Source organism: Bacillus salipaludis, assembly GCF_004358205.1.
In genome coordinates, this window is the sequence record NZ_SMYO01000005.1 from 431,569 (window position 1) to 455,232 (window position 23,664).

Here is a 23,664-nt window from a genome sequence, read left to right on the forward strand (position 1 = left end):
TATTGGAAATTATGTTGATGGATATTTTAAAACCAAAGCTTTTAGAAAGGGAAGAAACATGAATTGGATAACAAAAGATGTTCCACTGGAACTACATCCTGAAAAAAATCAAATTATCTATTTTTCAAGAAGCTTTAATTTCCATCCTTTATTAATTCAATATTTGTATTCGCATGGTATCAAAGGTTTTGAGGGATTATATGATTTTTTCTATCCATCCTATGGTAATCTGCATAATCCTTTTCTGTTAAAGGACATGAAAAAAGCAGTTGATAGAATCCATAATGCCATCAATAACCAGGAGCGAATCTTAGTTTACGGGGATTATGATGCAGACGGCATTACGTCCACTTCAATTTTATTTAAATGTTTAAAAAAGTTTGGCGCAAATGCACACTATCGTCTTCCCACAAGAGCTGATGGATATGGAATTACACCTGAAGCAGTAAAGAAAGCAGCAGAAAAAAATACAGCTCTTATTATCACGGTTGATAACGGCTCTGCGGCTCACGATGCTATGGATGAGGCCGCCCGAAGGGGAATCGATGTCATTGTTACTGACCATCACCTTATTTTGGGGAAGCATCCGAAGTGCTTTGCCTTTATAAATCCAAAAAGGGAGGACGAACTTTATCCGTTTACGGACCTTTGTGGAGCAGGTGTAGCATTCAAATTGGTTCATTCTCTTTATCTAGCAACCAATAAGAATTGGTCAAGAGACATTCAGGAATACATTGAATTAGTTACATTGGGAACGATTTGTGACCTTATGCCTTTGGCGGGTGAAAATCGTATTTTATGTTCTCTAGGCTTAAGAAAAATGAATTCATCTCCTTCTCCTGTCTTTAGGGAGATTTTTAATCAGCTTAAAGTATCAAGGGTAAATAGCGGAACAATAGGATATCAACTTGGTCCCATTTTCAATGCATTAGGAAGGATTGATGACCCTAATGTTGCTGTGGAGGTTCTAGTGAGTGAATCGATTGATGAAGAGAGCATAAAACAACTTATTGAACTTAATAATAAACGGAAGTTTTTGACCCAAGTACAATTCGAAGACTGTGATGGGATTATTCATAAAAATTCCCTTCATAATAATAATGTTATCATTGTTCATGGTGACTTTCATCATGGCATAATCGGGATTTTGGCATCGAAGATTCAGGAAAAATATAAAAAGCCCGCCATTGTTATCTCACAAAACGGGACGGGTTCCTGCAGAGGAGTCAATGGAACTGATTTTTCTATAATTAATACATTAGAAAGATGCAAGAAGCATTTTAAAAAATATGGGGGGCATCAGGCAGCGGCTGGTTTTTCGATAGTACCGAATGAAACAGTTTTAGAAGAATTTCATAAAGATATACAAATGTCTGCCATGAAAGAAGGAACTATCAATCCAGTAAAGCATTATTTTACAACCCTAACTCCTCAGATGTTTTCAGAACATTTATATCAGGATTTTCAAATATTGGAGCCGTTTGGTAATGGTTTTACCCAACCGATTTTCCTATCTGATGAATTGTTTATTCATGAAGTTCAAACGTTTGGAAATAACAACCTACATGCAAAGTGTATTGTTCCGAATGGAGAAAGTTTTTATTTGTTTAATAAAGGTGAACTTGCTAGCAAACTAAAGGGGATGAACTTCAAGTTTTTTTATTCATCTACACTAAGTCAGAGAAATGAATTTATCATTCATGGAATAAATAGAATTTGATTAACATTAATTTAAATTGCAAATTCAATTGGCAAATAATTGGAGATTTTATTGAGCATTGGTATCAACCAATGCTTTTTTGTTCATTCTTAACTCTTTGTTATGTACTTTAAACTTTATACGTATTAAAAACTAATGGTAAACATGCACTAGACGCAAGGATTAAGGTCAGTATCAGTATTAACACTTCCTACCTATTTTCATTCTCTGTGGAGCAGCACTGATTTTGTGTTTCATGGATGGCTAACGAGGTAGGTTTGTTCGATAAGGTTGTTTATTATGGAAATACAACCAATATATGGTTGACATATTAAGATTACAAATGTAATATTATTTATAAGATTACATTTGTAATATCGGAGGTATCTTATGGAAAAATACATACCTAAAATATCTGAAGCTGAATTAGAAATTATGAAAGTTCTTTGGGAAAAGTCCCCTCAAACAGCGAATGAAGTAATTGAAAATCTTGAGTCAAAAATGGACTGGAAGCCAAAAACCATTAGAACACTTATTAACAGATTAGTACAAAAAGAAGCAGTGTCATATCATCAGAGGAATGGGAGAATGTATGAATATTATCCTTTGGTCTCTCAAGATAGTTTTATACAAGTAGAAACAAAATCCTTGCTTAAACGTTTCTATGGGGCTTCGCTAAAACCATTACTTGTAAATTTTTTGAAAGAAGAAAAACTATCATCAGAAGATATTAGGGAACTCAAACGTATTCTTGATGAAAAGAACGAAGAGAATTTGAGGAAGGATATAAAAAATGATTAAAACTTTTTTAATTTACCTACCTCACTTCTTTGACTGGATGCTAAAAACGACTATTATGGCAAGCGTCCTAGTGGGACTCATCTTGTGTGTCAAAGCCCTTCTGAGAAACAAGCTAAACCCAAGGTGGCATTACTTACTTTGGATGGTTTTGCTTGTGAGATTATTACTTCCTTGGTCTCCAGATAGTTCATATAGTATTTATTCAATCATCTCAAATAGTTATAAATCCACTACTTCTTTCAAAAACGAACCTAATATTGGAACGAAGGCTTTACCTAATGAAACCGTAGTCATGGAAGAGGGAAATTTCGTACCAAATTTACAACAAACAACTATGGAAAGCATTAAAGGAACAAGTAATAAAGATACAATTAGTATCGAGAAGCAAAAGGACAAACCAATTTCCTTTCATACAATTGCTATGTACCTTTGGTTAATCGGAGTTTTTATAGTAGGTCTTAAAACACACAGGCAAAATAGCGGCTTAATGAACTTAATAAAAAAACAGCCTGTTATTACGGATAAAAGAATTTTAGATATATTTAATACCTGTAAGGAATCTATGTCTATCCAAAAGGATATCCCACTAATTCTGGCTGGAGTAGTATCTAATCCAACTGTTTTTGGATTCTTTCGTCCCAAAATACTACTCTCAATAGAGTTAATCAATCGGCTTACAGAGGAGCAGCTAAGTCATATCTTTTACCATGAATTAGCCCACATCAAACGAAGAGACGTTGGATTTAATTGGTTAATGCATAATTTATTAATATTAAATTGGTTTAACCCTATTCTTTGGTTTGCATACATTTGCATGAGGGAGGACCAAGAACTTGCATGCGATGCGTATGCTCTTACATTTATGGAGGAAGAGGAAAAAATCCCATATGGACATACGATTATCAGTCTTTTAGAACAATACTCATCAAAGTATTATCAAGTCCCCAGTATGGCAAATTTAAGTAGAAATAAAAGGACCTTAAAGAGGAGGATTTTAATGATTAAAAAATTCAAAAAGAAATCGTATGGTTGGTCTGCATTCGGAATCATTGTTGTCCTTGGTGTTTCATCGCTGTCCCTGCTCAATGCACATGTAGAAGGGTCTAATGGTAAGGTGATAGAACAAACCACAGAAAAGGTCTCAACGAAAGAAAACAAATCAGGCGAAACTGTATATATACCACCAATAAAAACAGAAAATTTTAAAGACATGACAAAAGAAGAAATTCTTACGAAAATGCTTAATACTGTTGATAATTTTGAAACTGCCAAGGGTGAATATAAATTACATTGGGCAAATATAAACGGTGCTGATGGTTATACTTTGACCGATTATGAACTTAGTATGAAAAATAATTATAATGCAGGCGGTTATAGTAAAATAACTAACATTGTAAATGGAAAAGAAGAGACAAGCTATAGTTATTATAATAATGGTACTATGTGGTATATAAAACCAGACGGCACCTATGAAGAAGAAAAATATCAAGAACCTCCACATCAAGGCACTTTAAAGATTAAGGATGCTTTTTCAAAGGATAGCGAGGGAACCAACGTAACAAAAATGAGAGAAAGACCTATATTGGCTGGTGGTTCCGATTCACTATTTCCATATGAAATTGCATCAAACTATACAAGGGATTTAAATGACTGGGAAATAGAAAAACAAAACGAACAACTTTTAGGGCACAATACTGTAGTGATAAAAGGAAAATTAAATGATTATGCAAGGATAAAGCATAGCTCTAATACTTTTCGTTTTTGGATAGATAAGGATACTGGAATATTGATGAAGTATGAAACTTACAATTCTGCTGGAAATGTAGTCAATTATTTACACCCTACTAAACTTGAGATAAATGTGCCTATTGATAGTAAGGATTTTGTTCCAAATTTAAATGGTTATAAAAAATTTGACAGGTCATCAATTGAAAATGGACCTCGTATCATGACTGGAAATATTGATAATGAAATTCCGAAGGAATTAAAGACTCAATGGGAGGAAGCTAAGAAAAAACCAAATGATACTACCATCTTGCATAAAGATGATAAATGGTATATCTGTGCTAAAAAAGGATACCTTGTTGATGGAATTGAGGTAAATGGTAAAGAGGGTACGTTATTGTTGGCAAAGGTTTCTGCCCAAAAATCACAATATATTTTCCATGCCTTGGCAGAGAAATATAAAGTTGATAGACTTAAAATTGTTTATGAATAATTTATTAGGAAAGCGATACTAATATTGTATCGCTTTCCTTTTTTATTCTAAGTATGTGTTAATAGTTGATGCTTATAAAGGCATCGCATTTTTTAGTTTAACTAACGGAGCTAGTGGAAAAAGGATTTTAAAATATTTTATAGAATTTTTTGAGTTGACCAGAATTTTGAGTCTTATATATCTAAAGTATGGAAAGAAGATGAAAATATGAGTATTGGTGTAATTGAATTTGAAAACAAGTTGTTAGATTTGAATGTACGTGTAATTGATATTGAAAAGGACAAGGATGTACTTATTCAATTTAGAAAAGATACTCAAATCCAAAGTGTTGGAAAGTTGGATGGTTTTGATTTTGGCTCTTATTTAAATCGCGTGAGAGAAAGGATAAATAAACTTCCCAATGGGCAATTATTAATTGAAAAGGATAATATACCAGTTGGGCAAATGGGGCTTGGTATTGTAGATTATGAAGGAATTGATATTGGTTATGTAGATTTATTCTATCTTATACCAGAATATCGTGGAAAAGGTCTTGGGGAGGATTTAATTAGATATGCAGAAAATTTTTTTAAGGAGATAAACGTATATGAGTACCAATTACGGGTGTCTTCTGCCAATCAAAGGGCAATTCGTTTATATACTAATTCGGGATTAGTCAAAATAAGCGAAGATAATGAAGAACATCCTGTGTGGAGAATGAGAAAAATATTATAAATTAAGCATTTTTAATATGAGTGGAATAAACTTACATTTGATTGTATGCCTAACGCTTTTGATAGCTTCGTAACATGAAAAAGAACTTGGTATTCCAAGTTCTTTTTAGCGCTATTACAAAGTGACGTTCTAATTGGATTAATTAGAACGTCATATGGGTTAAGGTAGCCTGTACGCTGTTAACAGGTAAAAACGGAACAAATAACTAACCCTTTTACTATCATCTGTATGAAGAAGATTGCTGAATTTCATTAGTAACCGTTTTATCCATTAGGATGTAAAAGGAGAGAGTAAAAATCCATTAAACATTAATCTCAATTAAGGAAACTATTGCTAATATAAAACCCGAAATAAAGAAAGCAAGAGTTACTGCCCAATGAAAGTTATAGAAAGAAAATATTGTGGTGAAAAAGGTGAAAATTAACCAGTAATGTGGGTTTTTTAATTTCATTTTTGCCACTTCCCTTTCTTTATCTCTCTACATTTTTTGATTTAACATTCTAATGAACATTTCTTAGAGGCTAAAAAAATATTTCTCTTCTCTTTTATTCTTTACTTCCTTTGTTCTCTTCCCAATATACATCTGCAAATACTTCACCAAAGGCACTAATTGTTCTATCTAATTCATCAAGATTATTATCGACTCCACCTACTTCGACTAATATGGCTCGATTTGAGATATCTTGATTATAAACACCGTTACCTTCAAATTGACTTTTTTCAAAGACGCCTCTACATAGTCCTGGATATTTTTGTTCAACTGCATTATAAAGTTTTTTTGTGAACGCCTCATTCTCTTTATAGTTTTTATTTTCTCGTCCAACAATAAAAGATATCTTTGCGTATGATTCTCCGTTTATTACTTTTGTTGTTAAGTTTTTACGAGATGAATCGCGATGAATATCAATAAAATATTTTATATTAGGATTATTAGATACTGCTGCTTGTACTACCTGGTGTGATATTTCATAAGAAGACGAATATTTTAAACCTTTTTTAAGTAATTCTGCATTAACATTGGTTGTATCATGGTAAGCACTAATACCCTTTTGCACTAATTCAAAAGTTAATTCTTTTCCTAACCCTACAACGCTAGCCCTCGGGTCGGAAGAAATCGCTTGATTGGGGTTCGATGTATTTTTTAAAAGTGGAAGATAAGACTCTAAATTATGTGTATTGTAAATAAATACTTTACTTCCTTTTGGTGAAGAAGGTAATTTGATATTTTCTTCATTATTTTTATTTGTATGCTTATTTAATTCTTCTTCTGACACTTGTCTTTCATGTAATAACACTTCTTCAGGGGGAGACGATTCAAAAGGTAGTGTAGTTAAATTAGTTCCTTCTCCAGCTACTACTATCTGAGTATCATAGGCTGCCAAGCCTGGTAACTCATGGACTAAATATGTTCGTGCATCTGTAGGTTTTAAATTTGTTGCCATTAAGAATAAAAGGGAGGAAATTTTAGAAAATGTAAAGACTTTACTTTTATCGGGTGCAAATGCATGATTTTCTGAATTAATAAAGGTGACATATAAACTATCAGATTTTATATTTTTAGTTAAATTCTCTAGTAAATCTGAACTGTATCGAGAGTTCAAAATCCAAATAAAAAGGATAACTGTAATTACTACTAAAAAGAATAAAGTTGGGTCATGTTTCTTTTCTCTCGTATTATTAAATTTTTGCATATAAGTCACCTCTTTTTATTTTTATGACAAAAAAAGGTAAATATAACAGAAAATGATACACTTACTGTAATCGAATGATTATTCCATTCTTTATTACTAATATTGTAGTGTAGTTGAATAAGAGGAGGAGTTTATATGAGTATAGCGACCTATCTAGGATGCAATTTAAATTTAGAAATAACTGACGAATTGACAACATACAACCTTATTGATGTGGGGTATATCTTTTCAGAAGAAGAAAACAGAAAGAATGTTAAGGAAAAGCATTTTTCAACTAAAAATGTTTATGAAATTCAATTACCCAATCCTCTTTACGATTTAAATGTATTTCAAAAAAAGAACAATCCACGTAATTACAAAAAATCGAAAAAAGATTTTATTGCTCTGTGTAACTTTCTAAACCAACATCTTAATCCTGGTGAATATTGTGAAATCTATCCCTGTTGGCTGGTGAAGAACTCGAATCAAAATTAGGAAGCTTGATTATTCCATTAGAGGGCTATGATTTTGATAAAATTGAGATTTATGAAAAATGTCTTGTTAAATTAGAAAAGTAAGTTATTCAACTCGCGGGTGATATAGAATATGAAGATAATAAGCCGTTTGATGTTATCTCAGACGGCTTTTTTATTTACCAGTAAGGGCGGAGGACTGCCCTGTATAGTGTGCAGCCTAATTATAGTAGTCGAAAGGGGTAGATTTTTATTTCAACTAGTGAAAAGGCTGAAACCAAAAAAGACACCTATTAGGTGCCTGTATGTAATGTTATTTTTTAGTTGGTGCTTCTTTATGGTCGTATTTAATCAATTTTATCGCTGGGAGGTTTTTGGGCAGATTTTGTTTATTGATTCGCATGGGTTCAACTGCAAAATATAGCGTATCAGTTCCAAATATTTTTCCATTACCATTTGAAGGTAACAGAGTGATTTTTAACACATAACTAAAGCCTTTAATGTCTTTATGACTATTTCCTTGTGTTATTCGAACCATATCATACTTTTGCCACCAAGGAGTTGCGTATCCATTAATAGTGCTGTCATTGTAATATTCTTTTATGGATTGAAAAATCTCATCCTGAAAAAGGTCAAGAAAAAAATACCCATACAATTGATGATTATCTTTACTTGACTGTGAGAACTGAGGGAAATCTTTGGAATCTCTATTATAAGCTCTAGCTTCTTTAAAAAATAAACTTGAACTTAACATTAGCATGGACATACCAATTATAATATACCTTTTCAAACAAGCACCTCCTGAATTTTATTTGTTATTTTATGTAAACAGGTATTCTTTATACATTTAAGATGTTCTGATTAGTACGCCGTTTGATAAAATTGTGTCATTCGTTTTTCATATTTTCATTTATTTTCGCGTTATATTATGCGTTAAAAAGTTGATAATAATATCTTGAACTAAACAGAAGAAATAAATCATTTACGAGAAAAGTTAGAAAAGAATAATAAAAATTAAGATTGTCTTTTTCGACTAATGAAAACAATAAATTGAAGAAGATTATCCGCTTGTTTATTTGTCATTTCTATTAGAAAAGATGAGATTGCCCAAAATATCTACACAAAATTCCCATATAAAATGTGTTATCGATGAAATATAAAAATGAGGAGGAATTTAACAATATGAGTGAATGGGAAAACGAAAACAATTCAAAAAAGAAAGTACGTGGCTTAAAAAGGAGATGCCGCAATTTTTTTAAATATTTAACCGAACAAACAGATTCTTTGCCTGCCCCAAAAAATGATGACCCTTCGTATCCAAGTTACTCGGTTCTTCGGCTGAACTTCGATAAATTCTTTACTGATTCTAAGAAGACTCCAAACTCTATAAGAAAATTATTTATACAAACAGTTATCAACAGAACTCATTATTTAATCCAGATGAGAGGAGAGTCCCAGAAAGAATATCGTATCTTCTGCACTTTCTACCTGCCAAATTTAGACGGAGCTGCAATTATTATTTTATTTACGAAAAACGGTTTAGAAAGTTTTTATGAGGGTTTATTTCATAGAGAGCCGGAGGGAATGCAGCTTATATCCTTGCATCAAGACCGGAATATTGAAAAGGAGTTGGGATTAATTGTTCCCAAAGGGTTAGGCATCAAGGGATTTAGAGCAGAAGATGACGATTATATTAATTTCCATTCTTATGAAATTTGGTTAATCGGTATATTGGAATAAAAAAACTACTGTTGGCAATGGTTATAAGAGCCTTTAGAAATAGAAAATGATATTTTTTTATTTCATTGTTGCTAAATCAGTATCAAGCTTGTTTTTAACAACATTAATCGGAAAAGAAAAATACTGTTTTAACTATGGATTGAAATGAAATTTAACGAGAATATTATCAAACTGACTGTTGCCCAAAACAATGACCCTGATTGGCAATGGATTGAGAGTTTTATGAGAGCTTAAAATTTTCAAAAAATATTTAGACTAAATATGGAGAAGAAAGACTTTACTGATTCTTCTCCACAAAATACTTATTAATTGCTTTCATCAAACGATAAAACTTTCCATCCATCTTTTTCTTTATAGAGGGTTACGGAAATTACTAGTCTTTTTGATTCTCCGTTATCATTTAGACTAATGGTAGCATTATATGTTTCTAATTCTGCCCCGGCTGGTAAATTGGTGAAGCTGCGTACTTTATCAGATTTTACAATATCTACAATCTCAAAACTCGGTAAATTGGCCGCAAAAAATGGTTCTTCAAGGTGAGTTTTTGCTTCATCACCAAAATCATTAACCAAGTAACTTCTAAATGTTTCTTTATCCTTTTTGTTTCCTGCTTTAAGGACCCCTGATACTATCTTCTGATTTTCCTCTTCATTGATGCCATTAGAATTCTCCTTTGAAGAATTACTTGATAAGGCAGAGGATTTGGAAACCCGGATTAACTCAATAGTTGGGTCCTGTTCGAACGAATACATATCCCAAATGTGTAGTTCACTGGAAGTGACAGAAACCGCAACATCCTTTGGATTTTGAACAGGAACTTCAAAATCCTCAGCTACTAAATCAAGATTATTGTTATAAAGAGAAACCGTCACGTTATCTCCCGATTGAACGACATATAAATCTCCGCTTGCATCTCCAATAATGGAAGTAGAGCCATTGTCTTTAATTTCAATCTTCTTCATTTCTCCATTCACAAACAATGGTTTTCCTGTTTCTAAATCTAGTTGGTTAATTTCATTTGTATTTTCCACTATAAAGTACATTTTTTTCTGTTTTATATCCACATACACTTTTGACTCATAAAGAAATTGGGATTGCTGGGGGACTCTTGACATGATTTGTTTAATATCCTGGAAGTCCAATATTTTTTCTCCATCTACATACAATGAATATTTATCGTTGCCATCTGGAATAATAAAACCCTCGCCTTCAGAAGTATTAACCAAATATAAATCATTTACTGGAACACTGCCTGCTTTATGCGATTGGTTATTGGTGTTTGAAAAATCAAAATGTCCTGAAGTGATTTCTTTTTTTTCTATATCAAAAAAATAGTAACCACGTGGGTATTGACCAACTAAATAATTGTTTTCCAATCCATCGGAAATACTTTGCCATTTTTCCAAATTCCCTGAGACTTCACGGTAATTTCCATACATATCATCCCGAATGGTTAGAAAAACATTTCCATCCTTCTCTGAGACATAAAAATTCCCGGGCGTTTTAATTTCTTTATTTAAATTGACGGTTCCGCCCCCAAATTGCTTAATGGTTTCGAGGATTTTAAAAGATGTTTGCTCTTTATTATCTGTGTTATTTTGGTTGTTTTTTTCTCCCTTAACTTCCTGAACAGACGATTTTACTGCCTCTTTTTTCTTACCTTCTTCCTTGTTCCCGCATCCGCTTATCATGGATAAAGCAAGTAAGGAGGCTGCACCGCCTAAAATAATCTTTTTCATTCTCTTTCCCCCTGTTTTTCTCTGCCCATTTGTATTAAGGGCGTGTAATTGTTCACCAGAAACTGGTTCATGAGGAAATTTTACCATAATCAATACTATAGGTGTGATAATAGATTAAATAACATTTATAGAATGTTAAGGTTGGGGTTCATCTCTTATAAGCTTGTTTTAATAAGGGGTGAGGGGAAAATGGAACTCATAAAAAAATTGGGCGAACGAATTCGGATTCTTAGGAAAGAAAAAGGATTGAGCCAAGAGGAACTCGGTGAACGGGCTGACATACATACCAATCATATTGGTGCTATAGAACGCGGAGAAAAAAATGTTACGATAGAAAGTTTAATCAAGGTTACCAGAGGTCTTGGAATCACTTTAGATGAGCTGTTCCGACACCTCGAACCGGCTGAAAAAGATGATGATTTAGATAAAATCGTACAATTATTAGCCAACCTCTCTGCGGAGGATAAACAATTGGCTTTACAATTAATTTCAACTGTCTTTGAATGGGAAAAAGAAAAATATCAATGAATTTTATATACTTTTAAAAAAGAAAATGGTTAAAATCGTAAGTGCTGATAATGTGTAGAAACAGAGAAAATTGTAAATAACACATCAAATATTGGCTATTATCGTAGTGAATTAGCCAATAAAGGACCAAACAAAAAAAGACACTTGGAGCAGAGTCTAAGTAGTTCTGATAAAATGGGGAAAAAGTGAAAAAACAATCAAAAGCGTACATTCAATGAAAACCGTAATCGAATAGAAAATGACATTATAATTACCGACAAAAAACGCTTGGTTATCAAAATCCATGCGTTTTTTATTTTAAACTTTGTTTTCTTCAACTAACGCACCGATTAGCTTAATAAGGGTTGTCATAATTCACCTCAAGGAAAATGTCCATCTAAGATGCGAGATAAAACATAAACAATTAACCCAAATATCAGTAATTTTACATGTTTTGATTTACTTTTCTTTTGTTCACTCTTCTTATTTTTCTTGTCCATAATCCACATATTAATAAAGCTAATAAACATAATTAAAATTCCAAAGAATTACATTAAATTAAATAAAAAATCCTTCATTAAATCATTCATCTTGTCTACTCCTATTCTTTGGTTTAAAGGACGCTTATTTCTTTTTTCGAATAAAAGATTATCGGTAATATGATATGTGTCATGAATACCGAGTTTTAAAAGCTCTTTTGTTTTTTTAGATTTTATTTGTACGTTCAAAGCTTCTTTGTTGAATGCGTGGCTGTTAGCAATTTCACTATCAGATTTACTCGGAAACGGGGTTACATACCAATGATAATAGCCTCCGCCAAATATTTTCTCGCCATCTAATGTTATCCACACTTCACCAACATCATCATGTGCATCGTGATAACATGTCAAGTGAACATCAATTCTTTTTCTTAATTTAGGAGCGATGAACTCCTTAAATTTTTTCCTTAATTTTGACCACTTCATTTTTGGGGAATTCCTCCATTTAATTTAGTCCTTACTAGTCGCTTATTGTTGAACTCTTGCACCCTATAGTTTAATTACAATATTTCAACAAACTTTCTTCAAGAATAAGAAAAAAAGGGACATTTATTTTGAAGAATCGCACTTGTCTTAATTCATAGCCATCGACATAAAAAAATAACCAGCCATTAATCCCCAGACGGTTAAAGCAACATTTAGTATTAAACCCAATACTTTATCCTTATTGAACATCCAATAATAAACAAAGAAAAAGATGGTGTATTTTAGGAACAAGAAAATGATAGACGTTGTCATACTTGTATTAAAATTATCTGTTAAAGAATTCATAAATAAATAGCCCGAAATACCACAAGAATAGGCTATAAAGTGTTCAAATTTATCAATATTAGGATTTACCATAAAGGTGAATGCAAATATAATTGGTAGTCCCACCAATATAAGATATTGAATAATTTGGTAAGTTTTATGGTTTAACTCCATTGTAATTATTAATCCCTCACTAACATCGTTCAATTAAAATCATTGTTGCAGTAAAAGCAATATACATTTTGAGAATTTATCCTTGTTGTTGTTTATATAAAATTATCTCAGATAAAAGTAATCCTGTTGATGGTAACTAATGGTTGTTCAACTAACCTTTGGGAATATTCACAATATTATATTTAATTTAATTAAAACTACAATCACCTTCTTTTATCTTGAATTGGTTTCGAACGAACGGTTCAAAAGTTCTCTAAGAAGGCTGAAAGCCGTTTTGAAATAAGGGGTTGAAGTATAAGATTATAATTGCATATGCGGTTTTATTGTTTTATCAGACTAATTTGCAAAAATGTCTATTAATACCAGCACAAAAAATTACATATATGTGATATACATAGAGAAAAGAATGATATGGGGGATTATTGAAACATGAACCAATGGGTTACATATAACTGCTCAAAGAAGAAAGTACGAGGAATAAAAAGAAAAAGCCGTACTTTTTTGAACTATATAACAGAACAAACCGATGCTTTACCAATATCAAAAAATAGTGACCCTGACTATTCAGGATATACGTATCTGCATCTTAACTTCGATGATTTCTTTCCTGACTCTAGGAAGACTCCAAATTCTGTAAGAAGAATGTTTTTACAAACCGTTATTAATCGAATTCAACATTTAATCAGTACAAAAACAGAACTGCAGAGAGAATATCGTATTTTTTGTGTTTTTTCGTTACCAAATTTCGTGGGAGCTAAAATCGTTATCTTATATACGAAAAAGGGATTAGAAAGTTTTTACGAGGGATTTTTTAGTAGGGAAGCGGAGGGACACAAAATTATTTCCTTACAAAATGACCTAGAATCGGATTGGGGCTTACACTTGCAAAAGGGATTAGACGTTAAAGGGTATGAAATAGAGGGAGAGAATTCTCCAGATGGATTATGGTTAATTGGAGAGTTGCATTAATAACTTATGTTACCTATGGAAATGGCATGTCAGACATTGGGGAAATGGGGATAAAATGTTTACCAAAATGTTACGGCAGTTGATGTTGGTTATAAGAAAATTAGTTATTCGCTTCAACAATGATTATTACACCTTGAGACGAAAATTGAGAAGAAGCGGTGGTGGTTGGACTATTTATGCTTCATTAGCAGAAGTTGATGATGGGCCCAGAAACGAAGCAAACGCATATCCTTTTAATTGGATTAAGGAAATTGAAGAACATTACTTTGACGGCTTCTTTGAAGAAAATGATGAAGAAGAATTTGATATGGGTAAAATGATGTTTAAATCTATTAAATCTGATATTAGTTTAAATCAAATGAGCGAAGTCTGTTTCTTCTTCTCTGCGCCCAATGTGATATTGAATGATAACTATTTACTTATGTTTCAAGATGTTTCACCTTTAGTGCTCGAAACCCTTATGAAGGAATTTGTGCCCCATTATAAAAATGTTAAACAAATGTTTATACAGGGAGAATGTAAGGAGATACATCTAGAGGAAATGAAAGAGGAATCAAAAGAATTAATTAAAAATTTAATTTCCACTGGCTTTTATCCAGTTATATCAGATTTATATAGAGGTAAGGATTCGGAGAAATCTTCTGGACCACGGAAGTTAAAATATTTTCTCATAAATAAGGAATCCATTCCCCCTTTGTATTTAAAAGAAACCAAGAAAATCCAGGAGTTTATTCAGAATGCATTTTTTGACAAAAAGAAGCCCTTTTTGATTCAACCAGTAGGGTGGAAACTAGAACAAAATTTACAGGACTCTATTACAATACGTTCCTTCTCTACTTTTGCAAAGCAAATTGTGTTATTGGTCAATACTGTTGATGACAGCGTGGAAGGCATGTATATTTTTGGTTGAAAAATTTTTACAATAAGTAAATTGATTCGGATTGTTCAACAAAGGTGGAGCAGTAGCTTATTATGATAACGAAAAGGGTTAATCAACAGGAAATGTAGTTTAACCTTTTTAAAGTGTAGCTGTGTTGGGAGGTTTAGTATGGTTCATTATCATGATTGCATTATAGAAATAGGCATTGTAAAAATTCATCTTCCCGACGCGAATAATCCATGCTTCATGATTGCACAGAGTCTTGGTGAGGAATTTGGTCTTGAAACCAATTATGAAGCTGAAGAAAAATTACGCAATACTTTGAAAACCAAAGATAAAAACATTTTAAAAAAAGTTAATATCGATGCTGAAGGTGGCTGCATTTTTATAAATGCAAATTCAAAACAAGGTAATAGTATCCTCGAAGTGGCGATTATAATCAATCAGTTAGCAACACAACCATTTCGTGAAGACCTAACTTTTGAATATATCGAAGAAGCAAGAAAGATTCTAACTACATGGAAACGCCCTAAACCCCAAAAATGGCAAGAAGGTGATATATTTTCCATTCCATTGTCTGACATGTCATTTGGATACGGACAGGTATTATGGCATCAAAATAAGAAGTCATCTGCAACATGTGCTATATTTGATTGCCACAGTAATGAATTTAAACCAATTGATGAAGTAGTTCAATCAAAGGTTATATCTGTTATTACAATAAAAAATTTATTTGATTTAAATAGTGCCAAATGGAAAGTAATAGGTAATTGTTCAAAAGTGATAGAAAAATCAATAGTCCCTTGGGAACATAGTGGGGATGCTGCTGTTGGTTCAAAGATATATCAAGATTCCACGTTAACCGATTTCGTTGAAGCTTATTTTGGGATTAAACCTTGGAATCATTTACAATTTAAAGATACCTTCATGGATACACTTCTTTTGCCAGGTGTTGTTCGACCTAATAATGCTATTTTACTTACGAAAGAACAAAAGAAATTAAACAGATAAGAATACAATACGAGTGGTTACTATAAAGTTATCTGTTGCCAATCAAAGGTATCTTTCTTTTGGTACAAACGAATAAAGTTACTTGAATAATGATTATGATAAAGATATTTGCGATATGAATTAGGGTTAGTATTGTCTGAAAAGAAGGGATGATTATTTTTGGGTATTCAAAAGTGTGAATCCTGTGGTAATCAATTTAGATGGAAAGAAATTATTCGTCAAGAATCTGGCTTGGGGTTTAAACCATTAGCTTGTGGTAGATGTGGTTTGGAACACCATATTACTCTCCAGACAAAGTTAATACCAGGTCTGGTATTTGCAGTATTTATATTCTTTTCCTTTTTCATCAGTAATGTTCCTTATGCTATGCGGTTATCGTTATTTGGTTTATTTTTATTATTATCCATACTTAATTTATTAATTTTCCCTTATTATGCAAAATATAAAGCTGTTAAAAATCAAAAATAAATATTTCTACTTTAATTAACGGGTAGCGATTGCTAAAAAAAGCAGTCGCTTTTTTACAAACGAGCAATTCGAATAAGGAAAATTGAATGATTATCTATGTACCTATTTTAGGAGGAATTATTGATGGGGTGGTCCCAGTGGTTGCAAGGCGGTCCTTTCCTTGAAGTTAGTTTCCTATTGGAACTTAAAGAAAAGAAAACGAAATCTATACGGGATATTATAAATAAATTCTCTACAGTCACAAATAAAATTGAAATCGTTGATAGGAATGTAAATGAAATCATTGATGCTTTTGAAGCAGGTTATCCTACTGATGAAAGTGACTTAAACTTATTTTACATACACTCCTTAAAATTAAGAATTTATGTTTATTTATCAAGGAAGCGAAAGGCGACGTTACAAATAGAAAAGGTTTCTTCAAATGCGCTTATGGTGAATTTTTGGTTTTTTGGCTCTATTTTTGATGCCCAAGAATGGGACCAAATTGGAATAAAAGAAGAGGAGTTTACAGACTTTTCAAATTTCCTTGAAGAGTTGTATCATGTTTATCAGTTTAAAGTCGGTGGAATTGCATTTGAAGAAGATGTCCTTAACCTATTTAGCTGCAACGAAACATACCCTAACGAATGCTATCGTTTTGAAAAAGTTGTTCCTGACCATTTTCTTCAAAAACCATCTAATTTCATAGAGATTATTTGGAGTGAAAAATACAAGAAATTAAGCCATATTCCATATAATCATATAAGGCTTGATAAGGAAGGAATCCTTATTAAAACAGGGAGTTTTAATGAATAAGTCATCTTTTGAGTTCTCTTATTGAGTGAAATAGAGGAAGATGCTTTATTTATAATTGGGATTATATGTTTAAATGCCTATTTAAATGGGGTGGGGATTTGGCTTTCTTTTTTTCTGTTATTTGTATCGTTTGGGGGATTATAATTTTGTTTAATTCCTTATTCAAATTAAAAAAAGAGAACTTTAATGAAAAATTTAATTTTATAGGTGCTGGTGACGCTTCTGCGGAGTCATCATTATTGGAAATTCTATTTAGTTTGATAAGTTTCTTCCCATGGTGGGCTATTAAAGGATTTGTTATTATTGTTGGGATTGCTTTTGTAATATTAGGGATTATGATTGTCTGAACTATTTATTCAACAGGTATAAGAGTTGAAAGGGGTCCCGTTATGAAGTGCAACAAGTTTTTAGCAGTTAAAAACATATTAATTACAATTAAATTGAACAACAAAACGGCAATGCTTTCGCTGCCGTTTTAACACTTTCATTAGGAAGAACTGACAAAGTACCAGTTTTTGTCCATCTTATCTATTTCTTTCATGTCCCCATCAAACGCTTTTTTAGAAGGTTTTTGTCCATTCGGTGTATATACGAACCCTGAAAAGTTATCTAATATTCCACGATAGGTAAAGAAAAGAATCTGGTAACTATCGCCTGATTTTTCCACCACAATTTCACCGCCACTACTAGAAAGATGTTCATATTTCTTAGGTAAATGAATGAGCGATGAATTGTATGAAACATTTGGTTTGAGTGTTTTGTTTTCAACCATTTTCGCTACTTGTTCTCTTTCAGATTTGTTCCATTTAAAATTTATATCCAATACGATTTGATTAAATGGAATGAAAAATAGCAATATTATTGTAATTAATTGGATGAGAATAGGCTTCCAATCCTTATTTTTAAACAAGGTAACTATTGCTCGTACTGTTATATAAATAAAAAATCCAAATACTAATAAAAGAATAGGTAACATCAAAAATTCGGTTAAAATATCGATTATCTTCCATTGAAAAAATTCATATAGAATGACCAATATGCTGCTGATAATGGAGAGGCTTAACAACTTATTTGGTTTCATTTTTACCCCACTTTTTATAAAACAAATTAACAAAAATTTTAGCATTCAAACTTTATTAGATATACAATTTACACCTTAGGACTGAATTCGTTAATATACGCTAAGCCTCTTACCCATTTAAGCATCATAAAAATAAAACGTATGAAACAATACGGCTGCGAGAGCTGCGTTTTCCAGCGTTATTGATTGAATTATAATTGTATCAATCGTGGAAATCTTTGTCGAAGAAGGCATCGAAACAGTAGCTACTTGTTTATTGTCGCATTTTAAGTAACCAGCATTCGTATAATCTTTTTCAAAAAAATATTCGTGGTTATCTAATCTAAAATTATACGCTTTTTCAATTAATTGAACTCTCTGGGAACCAATTGAAATCGTTTGTGAGGACAAATGGTCAGTCAATTTGTACCTAATGCCAGGAAACGTACAGTCTATAGTATAAAGTGGTTTTCCAAACGCATTAGCTATTTTATAACTATAGGGAATGCCACCACGTATTGAGTTGTGGACGATACGGGCAAGGAATTTATGTTGTTGTTTTCTTATTTCGAATACAGTCTCTCCTTGTTCGTTTATTATTGGTATTATTGTTGAAATATGCACCTTTTCAGGTACTTGATAAGTAAACTGTTCCATAGTTTCCCCCAGCACATTCGATTCATCATTTATTATTATATAGCATTGCTGAATTAAAGAGAGCCACTTGTTGACTAAGGGTTTGTCAGTCAGGTTCTTGATGGAAAAATTGTAGTTCGACCAGTGTCACTCTATGCAGTAGCGCTATTCCATAAACAGAATCAGAGTAATTAATCAAAAAAGTTAAAGTGTAAGGGGTACATTCGATGGATATTATTGAATCTTCTTATATTGATTTAGCGGAGACACCTTCTGCATTTCAGAAAGAGGTTAAAGAAACACTTCTGGAGTGGGATTATAAATTACTTTGTGTAAGGAGAATTAAAAGCAATCCATACGGTAATATAACTCAATATCAATATACAGCGTTCATGCATTGTCGAACATTTGAGTGGCTAGAATTATGCGAATTGATTGTTAATGATGATGTAGGAGAAACAGAAATTGTATCTAAGAAAATGTATATTGATGATATAAAAGAATTTTTAAAATTTTGCCCGGAACTTTTTAAATAGAAATTTCAATTACAATAGTCTCGTTCTCCAACGAGGGGGTTCGATTACTAAAAGAAATTATCGCCTTTCCCTTAATAAAGAAAATTGGACAGATAGTTGATTAATAAAAATATATAAAGAGTTAGGTGGCGGATTCCAGTGATAAAAAAGAAAAGAAAATCTAGTTGGGAATGGTATGCAGTTAAATTATTATATGAATGTATCATCACAGGAAACCCTAATCCAGAAACAATAGATATAAATTACACTAATACACACAAAACTTTTGAAGAGAGCATTATGCTTGTTAAAGCACAATCCTTTGACCACGCCTATTCCATTGCTGAAAAGAAAGTAATGGAAGCGGAATTAAATTACCAAAATCCATATGATGAGTTTGTTGAATGGAAATTTGTTGAGTCTCTAGATTGCTTCCATTTATTTGACGATGACCTAAAATCAGGAACCGAGTTATATTCACGTTTCTTACGTGTTCCTAAAGGTTTTCCTAGAAAAGAAGTTATTTCCCACTACTATCCAGAAACAATTGAAGAAAACGAAGTTGACCAAAACTTTATTATAAGAAACAAGGATTTTAACTCACGCCCAAACGCTAAATAGGTGACTGGGGAGAAAAAATAACTTATTTTTCATAATACATACTTGACCTTCTATATATAAGGAGATTTATTAAATGAGAATGAAAAAATTTCGGGGTTTAAAAAGAAAAATCAGAAAGTTTTACAAGGATTTTGAAGAAGAGACCAAAGTTTTTCCAACAGATTTTGAAGGATATTATGAGTACCATCTCCCTGATAATGGAGCGTACTGGTTAAATTCCTCAAAAGTTTCTTACAAGTTAAAATCTGAATGTTTTCAGTTTTTAATTGACAGAACAAAACATTTAATTGATTTAAAACCAGCTCAATTAGAAGCAGCGAAAGTCGTTTTAATGATTGATTTTCACTATTGGTATGCCACAAAAATCTATATTTATAATGAACCCGAAGAAGTCGAATTTGAACGGACCGATGGAAATGTTTCGATAGTAAAATTAGAGGGTTTTCGGGATTTTGCAAAAGAGTGGAATGTAAAAATTCCCCCTGGACTTGATGTTAAAGGGACTAAATCTAAAGTGATAAATAAGGACTATTATTTTGCTGATGTATACGGTGGCGAAACTTGGTATATTGGACACCTATAATTATCTAAAGGGTGCGTTTATTAACAAGGAGAAAATGGAAACCAAATTATGGGGGAAAGACAATGGAATTAGAAATATTAAAAAAGGTCATTAAAGAGCTGCCCGAAGGCAATGTAAGGTCACTGCTTTTTCATATCTTACAACGGGTGCAATTTCTGGACGAGATGGAATATTCTGAGGAAAAGTTTGTAAAGGATATGAAAGAGGTTTACAGAATGATTTTTGATTTATCCAGAGAAAAATCGGAAGCGAAAATGGAAGAACCATTTAAGACCGTACATATTCTTTTTGGGATTTCCGCCGCAGGGACTTTTAAGATGGTTCTTAAAGAAATGGGTGACTATAATACAGAAAAAGTAATTTCATTTTGGGACATGTTCTCGTTAGGTCCAATTATGCAATTACATCATGAGAATGGAAAAGAAGCCAGGTTCGATTGGATGAAAAATATCATCCCTAATGAATATGGTGAGTTTGAAGAATATAAACAAAAATTTCAAGAAGTAATTAATCAAATCATATCTATTCCCGAAGGAGCTTCAATAATTGTGTGGGTTTCGGAAAACGCTCATGAGCAAACAGGACTTCGATTTGTACTTCATCTACTCAAAGAAAGTAATAATGATGTTTCCATTATTAATACAACAAAGGTTTATAATGAACTTTTCCAAAAACGGAAAGTGAAATACACTGTATTGCATTCGGGTGAAATTCCTAATGAAAAGTTCAAAAAAATATACGAACAAAGCAAGACAGAACCGCCTCTAACTCAACATGAACGTGAGGACTATGGAAGAGAATGGCTGTTACTTTCAGAGAATCAGGAAACTTTAAGAATTTGGAGAAATGGAAAAATACAATGCGTTCCAGAAAACTATTTTGACGAATTTATTATAGGCAGAGCAAAAAAGCTTCATGGCAAACGTAATAATAAAGAATTTATTAAATCAGTAAGATTAATTGGCGAAGTATTAGGACATTTAGACCAATTTATAGATGATTCTTTTCTAGAGTATCGGCTTAAGAAGTTGATTGAAATGGGATGTTTCGAAGCGGAAGGCAGCCTAAAGGCAATGAGATTATACAGTGTGCGATTGAAAACGGAGGAAATGATTGAATACGAACCAAAAAGCTATTGATTTATTAGAACAAAATGAATATGAAGAAGCCTTAAAACTTTTTCAAATAGCGGTTGAAGAATCAAGAAATATTCAATCGCTAAATAACCTTGCCTGGATGTACAGTTATGAAGAAAATGATGATGAAAAAGCTCTTGAATTAATCGAAGAAGCAATAAGCTTGAATCCTTCCACTTATTTCCCTTTTAACATACTTGGGGAAATTTATATAAGACAAAAAAAGTGGCAGCTTGCCTCTGAAGCATTTCTGAAGTCCATTTCAATTCAACCATCCAATGAAGCCTATCATAATTTAGCGGTGGCAAAGTATCATCTTGGAGACCTAAAGGAAGCTTCTGACATTTTCCTACAGGTAGCAGGCGATTCCGATGATGCCATGTTTGGTCATGTCAAATGTTTAATTGACCTTGGAATGAAAACAGAAGCAAGAAAGAAACTAGAAGCATTTAATGAAGAGGCAGATGAATTTGTGGGTGAGATTGCAGTTGCCGACTTGTATGTTGAATTGGATTGTTATAAAGAAGCGATATATTGGTTTGAAAAAGGGTGGAAAGAATACTGGAAAGTCCCTTATTGGGTCAGCAGATTTGTCTACTCACTTTTCAAAACAAAAAATATCAACCGCATCTATGAAGTAATACAAGAATCGCTTGAGCAAAAAGACGAGGAAATTAAAGACGCATTTGAAGAAGAATGTGAAGAAAACTGGACAGAAAACGATAAAAAAGAAAATATAAAACAATTATGCGAAGAGAAAGACAAATATCAAAATATGCTGGAACTAATATCATCTGGTCATATCCCATTAATAGAATTTGACCCCGCTGCAACTGGTGGATGCTATCTGTTTGGATGTAAACGACATAACCATCCAGAATACCAAGAGTAAACATGAAAGATAGACCTTCAGCGGTTATTCGAGTCAAGGTATAATAGTGCATTTTGTGGAACTATGGAATACAAAACAAAAACGAAGAGTCTGTTTAATGGGAATTAAACAAGGCTCATTTTTTCATTAATTTAGTTTTATTTTAGTTAAAACTAATGTCCCCATTTTGTCCCGTTATTGTCCCCATTATTTGTCTAAAATATATTTAGTACCAGCTCCAATACCCGTCACTCATACTCCTTCATCATAAAGAGATTACATTAAGCGTTGTACTTGTTTTTTATCATAACCCTTCATGGCACGAATTTCTTTTTTACGCATCTTTTATCAGTTTAATTCAATAAAAATTAAAAATGGGGTTAACTCCCAATATTTCTCGCGGGGAAAATCGATTATTATAGAGAAAAATAAATCCTAATTAAAAATGGCGGAAAGGTGATTTGCAAAAGTGGGAAAATGTAGCAAGAGGTAAATCGTTTATATTTATAGTTATTTTCCTTCGTTATCTTGAGAAAATTGGAACATCGTTTGGCTCAATAGGTTGTAAAGCATTATATTATTTTTTGGAGTTACACTTATTTTGTCTAAAATCAAATTCCTTCAGAAGCCAATAACTAATAAAATGGCTGGTCAACTTTAATTGTATCTTTCATCATAATAGAAGTTATGTTCTATTTAACTAATGTTTTGAATTAAATATTGTTATCGTAATTGTACAAAAAATTAACAATAAAATGGATAAATACATTCAAAACAAAGAAAGGAATCCTTATGAAAGATTATTTTATTAGATTGATTTTCGGACTGCTGACTATCGGTGTTGTCTTAGGGATAGCATATATTTTTAATTTTGAATGGCTCAAAGACGGAGAACTTGACCGCAACCTTTATATACTACCAATAGCAATAGTTGGAGGTTGGGTTGGCTGGTATCTTTACAAAGGGATTAAAAGAAGAAATGATAATATTTTTTAACTAATATCTCCTGTAGGTTTTGTTGGAGATATTTTATTTTACTAAAAGGCTGCCTTTGTAAAATTGTAAATGAACTGAACTGGTAGATATAGTCCTCTA

26 protein-coding genes are annotated in these 23,664 nt (G+C 32.3%); 19 read left to right on the top strand and 7 right to left on the bottom strand.

Features of this window, described 5'->3' with window-relative positions:
• The first annotated feature begins 58 nt into the window (after window positions 1–58).
• The 4 genes from recJ to E2K98_RS12790 all read left to right on the top strand — a co-directional run bounded on the left by recJ (window position 59) and on the right by E2K98_RS12790 (window position 5,432).
• Window positions 59–1,720 carry a single-stranded-DNA-specific exonuclease RecJ gene (gene recJ / locus E2K98_RS12775; protein WP_133334586.1) on the top strand — a complete coding sequence of 554 codons (1,662 nt, stop codon included), beginning with the start codon at window positions 59–61 and terminating at the stop codon, window positions 1,718–1,720.
• A 369-nt stretch (window positions 1,721–2,089) separates the two neighbouring features.
• The gene (locus E2K98_RS12780) at window positions 2,090–2,500 is read left to right on the top strand and encodes a BlaI/MecI/CopY family transcriptional regulator (RefSeq protein ID WP_133334588.1); all 411 of its coding nucleotides are present in this window, start codon (window positions 2,090–2,092) and stop codon (window positions 2,498–2,500) included.
• Window positions 2,493–4,718 (top strand): M56 family metallopeptidase, encoded by a 2,226-nt coding sequence (locus tag E2K98_RS12785; RefSeq protein ID WP_133334590.1) that lies wholly within the window; start codon window positions 2,493–2,495, stop codon window positions 4,716–4,718. Before E2K98_RS12780 ends, E2K98_RS12785 begins: the two co-directional genes overlap by 8 nt.
• A gap of 207 nt (window positions 4,719–4,925) precedes the next feature.
• On the top strand, window positions 4,926–5,432 hold the full coding sequence (locus tag E2K98_RS12790; RefSeq protein ID WP_133334592.1) for a GNAT family N-acetyltransferase: 507 nt from the start codon (window positions 4,926–4,928) through the stop codon (window positions 5,430–5,432).
• A 545-nt stretch (window positions 5,433–5,977) separates the two neighbouring features.
• Here the strand turns inward: E2K98_RS12790 and spoIIP are convergent.
• Window positions 5,978–7,123 carry a stage II sporulation protein P gene (spoIIP, locus tag E2K98_RS12795; RefSeq protein ID WP_133334594.1) on the bottom strand — a complete coding sequence of 382 codons (1,146 nt, stop codon included), beginning with the start codon at window positions 7,121–7,123 and terminating at the stop codon, window positions 5,978–5,980.
• Between the two features lie 135 nt (window positions 7,124–7,258).
• Between spoIIP and E2K98_RS12800 the strand changes: the two genes are divergently transcribed.
• Complete coding sequence (locus E2K98_RS12800) at window positions 7,259–7,597, top strand: hypothetical protein (protein WP_133334596.1); 339 nt, start codon at window positions 7,259–7,261, stop codon at window positions 7,595–7,597.
• Between the two features lie 291 nt (window positions 7,598–7,888).
• Here E2K98_RS12800 and E2K98_RS12805 read toward each other — a convergent pair whose 3' ends face one another.
• Complete coding sequence (locus tag E2K98_RS12805) at window positions 7,889–8,365, bottom strand: DUF3888 domain-containing protein (RefSeq protein WP_133334598.1); 477 nt, start codon at window positions 8,363–8,365, stop codon at window positions 7,889–7,891.
• 392 nt (window positions 8,366–8,757) lie between these two features.
• On the opposite strand from E2K98_RS12805, the gene E2K98_RS12810 reads away from it, so the two are divergent.
• Window positions 8,758–9,315, top strand: a complete 558-nt coding sequence (locus E2K98_RS12810; RefSeq protein WP_165976253.1) for a DUF3916 domain-containing protein — start codon at window positions 8,758–8,760, stop codon at window positions 9,313–9,315.
• A 305-nt stretch (window positions 9,316–9,620) separates the two neighbouring features.
• Here the strand turns inward: E2K98_RS12810 and E2K98_RS12815 are convergent, their stop codons facing one another.
• Complete coding sequence (locus tag E2K98_RS12815; protein WP_133334602.1) at window positions 9,621–11,054, bottom strand: hypothetical protein; 1,434 nt, start codon at window positions 11,052–11,054, stop codon at window positions 9,621–9,623.
• A 189-nt stretch (window positions 11,055–11,243) separates the two neighbouring features.
• Here E2K98_RS12815 and E2K98_RS12820 point away from each other — a divergent pair, with 189 nt between their 5' ends.
• Window positions 11,244–11,582 carry a helix-turn-helix domain-containing protein gene (locus tag E2K98_RS12820; protein ID WP_133334605.1) on the top strand — a complete coding sequence of 113 codons (339 nt, stop codon included), beginning with the start codon at window positions 11,244–11,246 and terminating at the stop codon, window positions 11,580–11,582.
• Between the two features lie 527 nt (window positions 11,583–12,109).
• On the opposite strand, the gene E2K98_RS12825 is transcribed toward E2K98_RS12820, so the two are convergent.
• Together E2K98_RS12825 and E2K98_RS12830 are read right to left on the bottom strand one after the other, a co-directional pair.
• Window positions 12,110–12,526, bottom strand: coding sequence for an SF0329 family protein (locus tag E2K98_RS12825; RefSeq protein WP_133334607.1), 417 nt, complete (start codon window positions 12,524–12,526; stop codon window positions 12,110–12,112).
• Between the two features lie 147 nt (window positions 12,527–12,673).
• Entirely contained in the window at window positions 12,674–12,871 is a 198-nt protein-coding gene (locus E2K98_RS12830) for a hypothetical protein (RefSeq protein ID WP_133334609.1), read from the bottom strand.
• 582 nt (window positions 12,872–13,453) lie between these two features.
• Here E2K98_RS12830 and E2K98_RS12835 point away from each other — a divergent pair.
• From E2K98_RS12835 to E2K98_RS12860, 6 genes are all read left to right on the top strand, one after another.
• Window positions 13,454–13,993: a DUF3916 domain-containing protein gene (locus tag E2K98_RS12835; RefSeq protein WP_133334611.1), complete on the top strand. Its 540-nt coding sequence runs from the start codon at window positions 13,454–13,456 to the stop codon at window positions 13,991–13,993.
• Window positions 13,994–14,048: 55 nt separating this feature from the next.
• The gene (locus E2K98_RS12840) at window positions 14,049–14,903 is read left to right on the top strand and encodes a hypothetical protein (protein WP_133334613.1); all 855 of its coding nucleotides are present in this window, start codon (window positions 14,049–14,051) and stop codon (window positions 14,901–14,903) included.
• A gap of 138 nt (window positions 14,904–15,041) precedes the next feature.
• Window positions 15,042–15,884 carry an Imm26 family immunity protein gene (locus E2K98_RS12845; RefSeq protein ID WP_133334615.1) on the top strand — a complete coding sequence of 281 codons (843 nt, stop codon included), beginning with the start codon at window positions 15,042–15,044 and terminating at the stop codon, window positions 15,882–15,884.
• Window positions 15,885–16,043: 159 nt separating this feature from the next.
• Window positions 16,044–16,352 (top strand): TIGR04104 family putative zinc finger protein, encoded by a 309-nt coding sequence (locus E2K98_RS12850; RefSeq protein ID WP_133334617.1) that lies wholly within the window; start codon window positions 16,044–16,046, stop codon window positions 16,350–16,352.
• Window positions 16,353–16,529: 177 nt separating this feature from the next.
• Window positions 16,530–17,147, top strand: a complete 618-nt coding sequence (locus E2K98_RS12855) for a hypothetical protein (protein WP_133334619.1) — start codon at window positions 16,530–16,532, stop codon at window positions 17,145–17,147.
• A 146-nt stretch (window positions 17,148–17,293) separates the two neighbouring features.
• Window positions 17,294–17,494, top strand: a complete 201-nt coding sequence (locus E2K98_RS12860) for a hypothetical protein (protein ID WP_133334621.1) — start codon at window positions 17,294–17,296, stop codon at window positions 17,492–17,494.
• 140 nt (window positions 17,495–17,634) lie between these two features.
• Here the strand turns inward: E2K98_RS12860 and E2K98_RS12865 are convergent, their stop codons facing one another.
• Both E2K98_RS12865 and E2K98_RS12870 read right to left on the bottom strand, forming a co-directional pair.
• A complete protein-coding gene (locus tag E2K98_RS12865) occupies window positions 17,635–18,228 on the bottom strand; it encodes a hypothetical protein (protein WP_133334623.1) in 594 nt (197 codons plus the stop codon).
• 117 nt (window positions 18,229–18,345) lie between these two features.
• Window positions 18,346–18,864, bottom strand: a complete 519-nt coding sequence (locus E2K98_RS12870) for a tubby C-terminal domain-like protein (protein WP_133334625.1) — start codon at window positions 18,862–18,864, stop codon at window positions 18,346–18,348.
• 206 nt (window positions 18,865–19,070) lie between these two features.
• Here E2K98_RS12870 and E2K98_RS12875 point away from each other — a divergent pair, with 206 nt between their 5' ends.
• The 6 genes from E2K98_RS12875 to E2K98_RS12900 all read left to right on the top strand — a co-directional run bounded on the left by E2K98_RS12875 (window position 19,071) and on the right by E2K98_RS12900 (window position 23,565).
• Window positions 19,071–19,379: a hypothetical protein gene (locus tag E2K98_RS12875; RefSeq protein ID WP_133334627.1), complete on the top strand. Its 309-nt coding sequence runs from the start codon at window positions 19,071–19,073 to the stop codon at window positions 19,377–19,379.
• 138 nt (window positions 19,380–19,517) lie between these two features.
• Window positions 19,518–19,979 (top strand): DUF4288 domain-containing protein, encoded by a 462-nt coding sequence (locus E2K98_RS12880; RefSeq protein ID WP_235824794.1) that lies wholly within the window; start codon window positions 19,518–19,520, stop codon window positions 19,977–19,979.
• Between the two features lie 73 nt (window positions 19,980–20,052).
• Complete coding sequence (locus tag E2K98_RS12885; RefSeq protein WP_133334629.1) at window positions 20,053–20,562, top strand: DUF3916 domain-containing protein; 510 nt, start codon at window positions 20,053–20,055, stop codon at window positions 20,560–20,562.
• Between the two features lie 62 nt (window positions 20,563–20,624).
• Window positions 20,625–21,701, top strand: a complete 1,077-nt coding sequence (locus tag E2K98_RS12890) for a DUF1835 domain-containing protein (protein WP_133334631.1) — start codon at window positions 20,625–20,627, stop codon at window positions 21,699–21,701.
• On the top strand, window positions 21,676–22,590 hold the full coding sequence (locus E2K98_RS12895) for a tetratricopeptide repeat protein (protein WP_133334633.1): 915 nt from the start codon (window positions 21,676–21,678) through the stop codon (window positions 22,588–22,590). Before E2K98_RS12890 ends, E2K98_RS12895 begins: the two co-directional genes overlap by 26 nt.
• A gap of 771 nt (window positions 22,591–23,361) precedes the next feature.
• Window positions 23,362–23,565, top strand: coding sequence for a hypothetical protein (locus E2K98_RS12900; protein ID WP_133334635.1), 204 nt, complete (start codon window positions 23,362–23,364; stop codon window positions 23,563–23,565).
• Window positions 23,566–23,664 lie beyond the last annotated feature (99 nt).

Excerpts from the sequence above, each read along its gene's own strand:
- E2K98_RS12800 (WP_133334596.1), top strand. The coding sequence starts at position 7,259 with ATGAGTATAGCGACCTATCTAGGATGCAATTTAAATTTAGAAATAACT.
- E2K98_RS12810 (WP_165976253.1), top strand. The coding sequence starts at position 8,758 with ATGAGTGAATGGGAAAACGAAAACAATTCAAAAAAGAAAGTACGTGGC.
- E2K98_RS12865 (WP_133334623.1), bottom strand. The coding sequence starts at position 18,228 with ATGAAACCAAATAAGTTGTTAAGCCTCTCCATTATCAGCAGCATATTG.
- spoIIP (WP_133334594.1), bottom strand. The coding sequence starts at position 7,123 with ATGCAAAAATTTAATAATACGAGAGAAAAGAAACATGACCCAACTTTA.
- recJ (WP_133334586.1), top strand. The coding sequence starts at position 59 with ATGAATTGGATAACAAAAGATGTTCCACTGGAACTACATCCTGAAAAA.
- E2K98_RS12900 (WP_133334635.1), top strand. The coding sequence starts at position 23,362 with ATGAAAGATTATTTTATTAGATTGATTTTCGGACTGCTGACTATCGGT.
- E2K98_RS12870 (WP_133334625.1), bottom strand. The coding sequence starts at position 18,864 with ATGGAACAGTTTACTTATCAAGTACCTGAAAAGGTGCATATTTCAACA.
- E2K98_RS12780 (WP_133334588.1), top strand. The coding sequence starts at position 2,090 with ATGGAAAAATACATACCTAAAATATCTGAAGCTGAATTAGAAATTATG.
- E2K98_RS12790 (WP_133334592.1), top strand. The coding sequence starts at position 4,926 with ATGAGTATTGGTGTAATTGAATTTGAAAACAAGTTGTTAGATTTGAAT.
- E2K98_RS12875 (WP_133334627.1), top strand. The coding sequence starts at position 19,071 with ATGGATATTATTGAATCTTCTTATATTGATTTAGCGGAGACACCTTCT.
- E2K98_RS12840 (WP_133334613.1), top strand. The coding sequence starts at position 14,049 with ATGTTTACCAAAATGTTACGGCAGTTGATGTTGGTTATAAGAAAATTA.
- E2K98_RS12825 (WP_133334607.1), bottom strand. The coding sequence starts at position 12,526 with ATGAAGTGGTCAAAATTAAGGAAAAAATTTAAGGAGTTCATCGCTCCT.
- E2K98_RS12820 (WP_133334605.1), top strand. The coding sequence starts at position 11,244 with ATGGAACTCATAAAAAAATTGGGCGAACGAATTCGGATTCTTAGGAAA.
- E2K98_RS12835 (WP_133334611.1), top strand. The coding sequence starts at position 13,454 with ATGAACCAATGGGTTACATATAACTGCTCAAAGAAGAAAGTACGAGGA.
- E2K98_RS12830 (WP_133334609.1), bottom strand. The coding sequence starts at position 12,871 with ATGAATTCTTTAACAGATAATTTTAATACAAGTATGACAACGTCTATC.
- E2K98_RS12815 (WP_133334602.1), bottom strand. The coding sequence starts at position 11,054 with ATGAAAAAGATTATTTTAGGCGGTGCAGCCTCCTTACTTGCTTTATCC.
- E2K98_RS12885 (WP_133334629.1), top strand. The coding sequence starts at position 20,053 with ATGAGAATGAAAAAATTTCGGGGTTTAAAAAGAAAAATCAGAAAGTTT.
- E2K98_RS12845 (WP_133334615.1), top strand. The coding sequence starts at position 15,042 with ATGGTTCATTATCATGATTGCATTATAGAAATAGGCATTGTAAAAATT.
- E2K98_RS12890 (WP_133334631.1), top strand. The coding sequence starts at position 20,625 with ATGGAATTAGAAATATTAAAAAAGGTCATTAAAGAGCTGCCCGAAGGC.
- E2K98_RS12785 (WP_133334590.1), top strand. The coding sequence starts at position 2,493 with ATGATTAAAACTTTTTTAATTTACCTACCTCACTTCTTTGACTGGATG.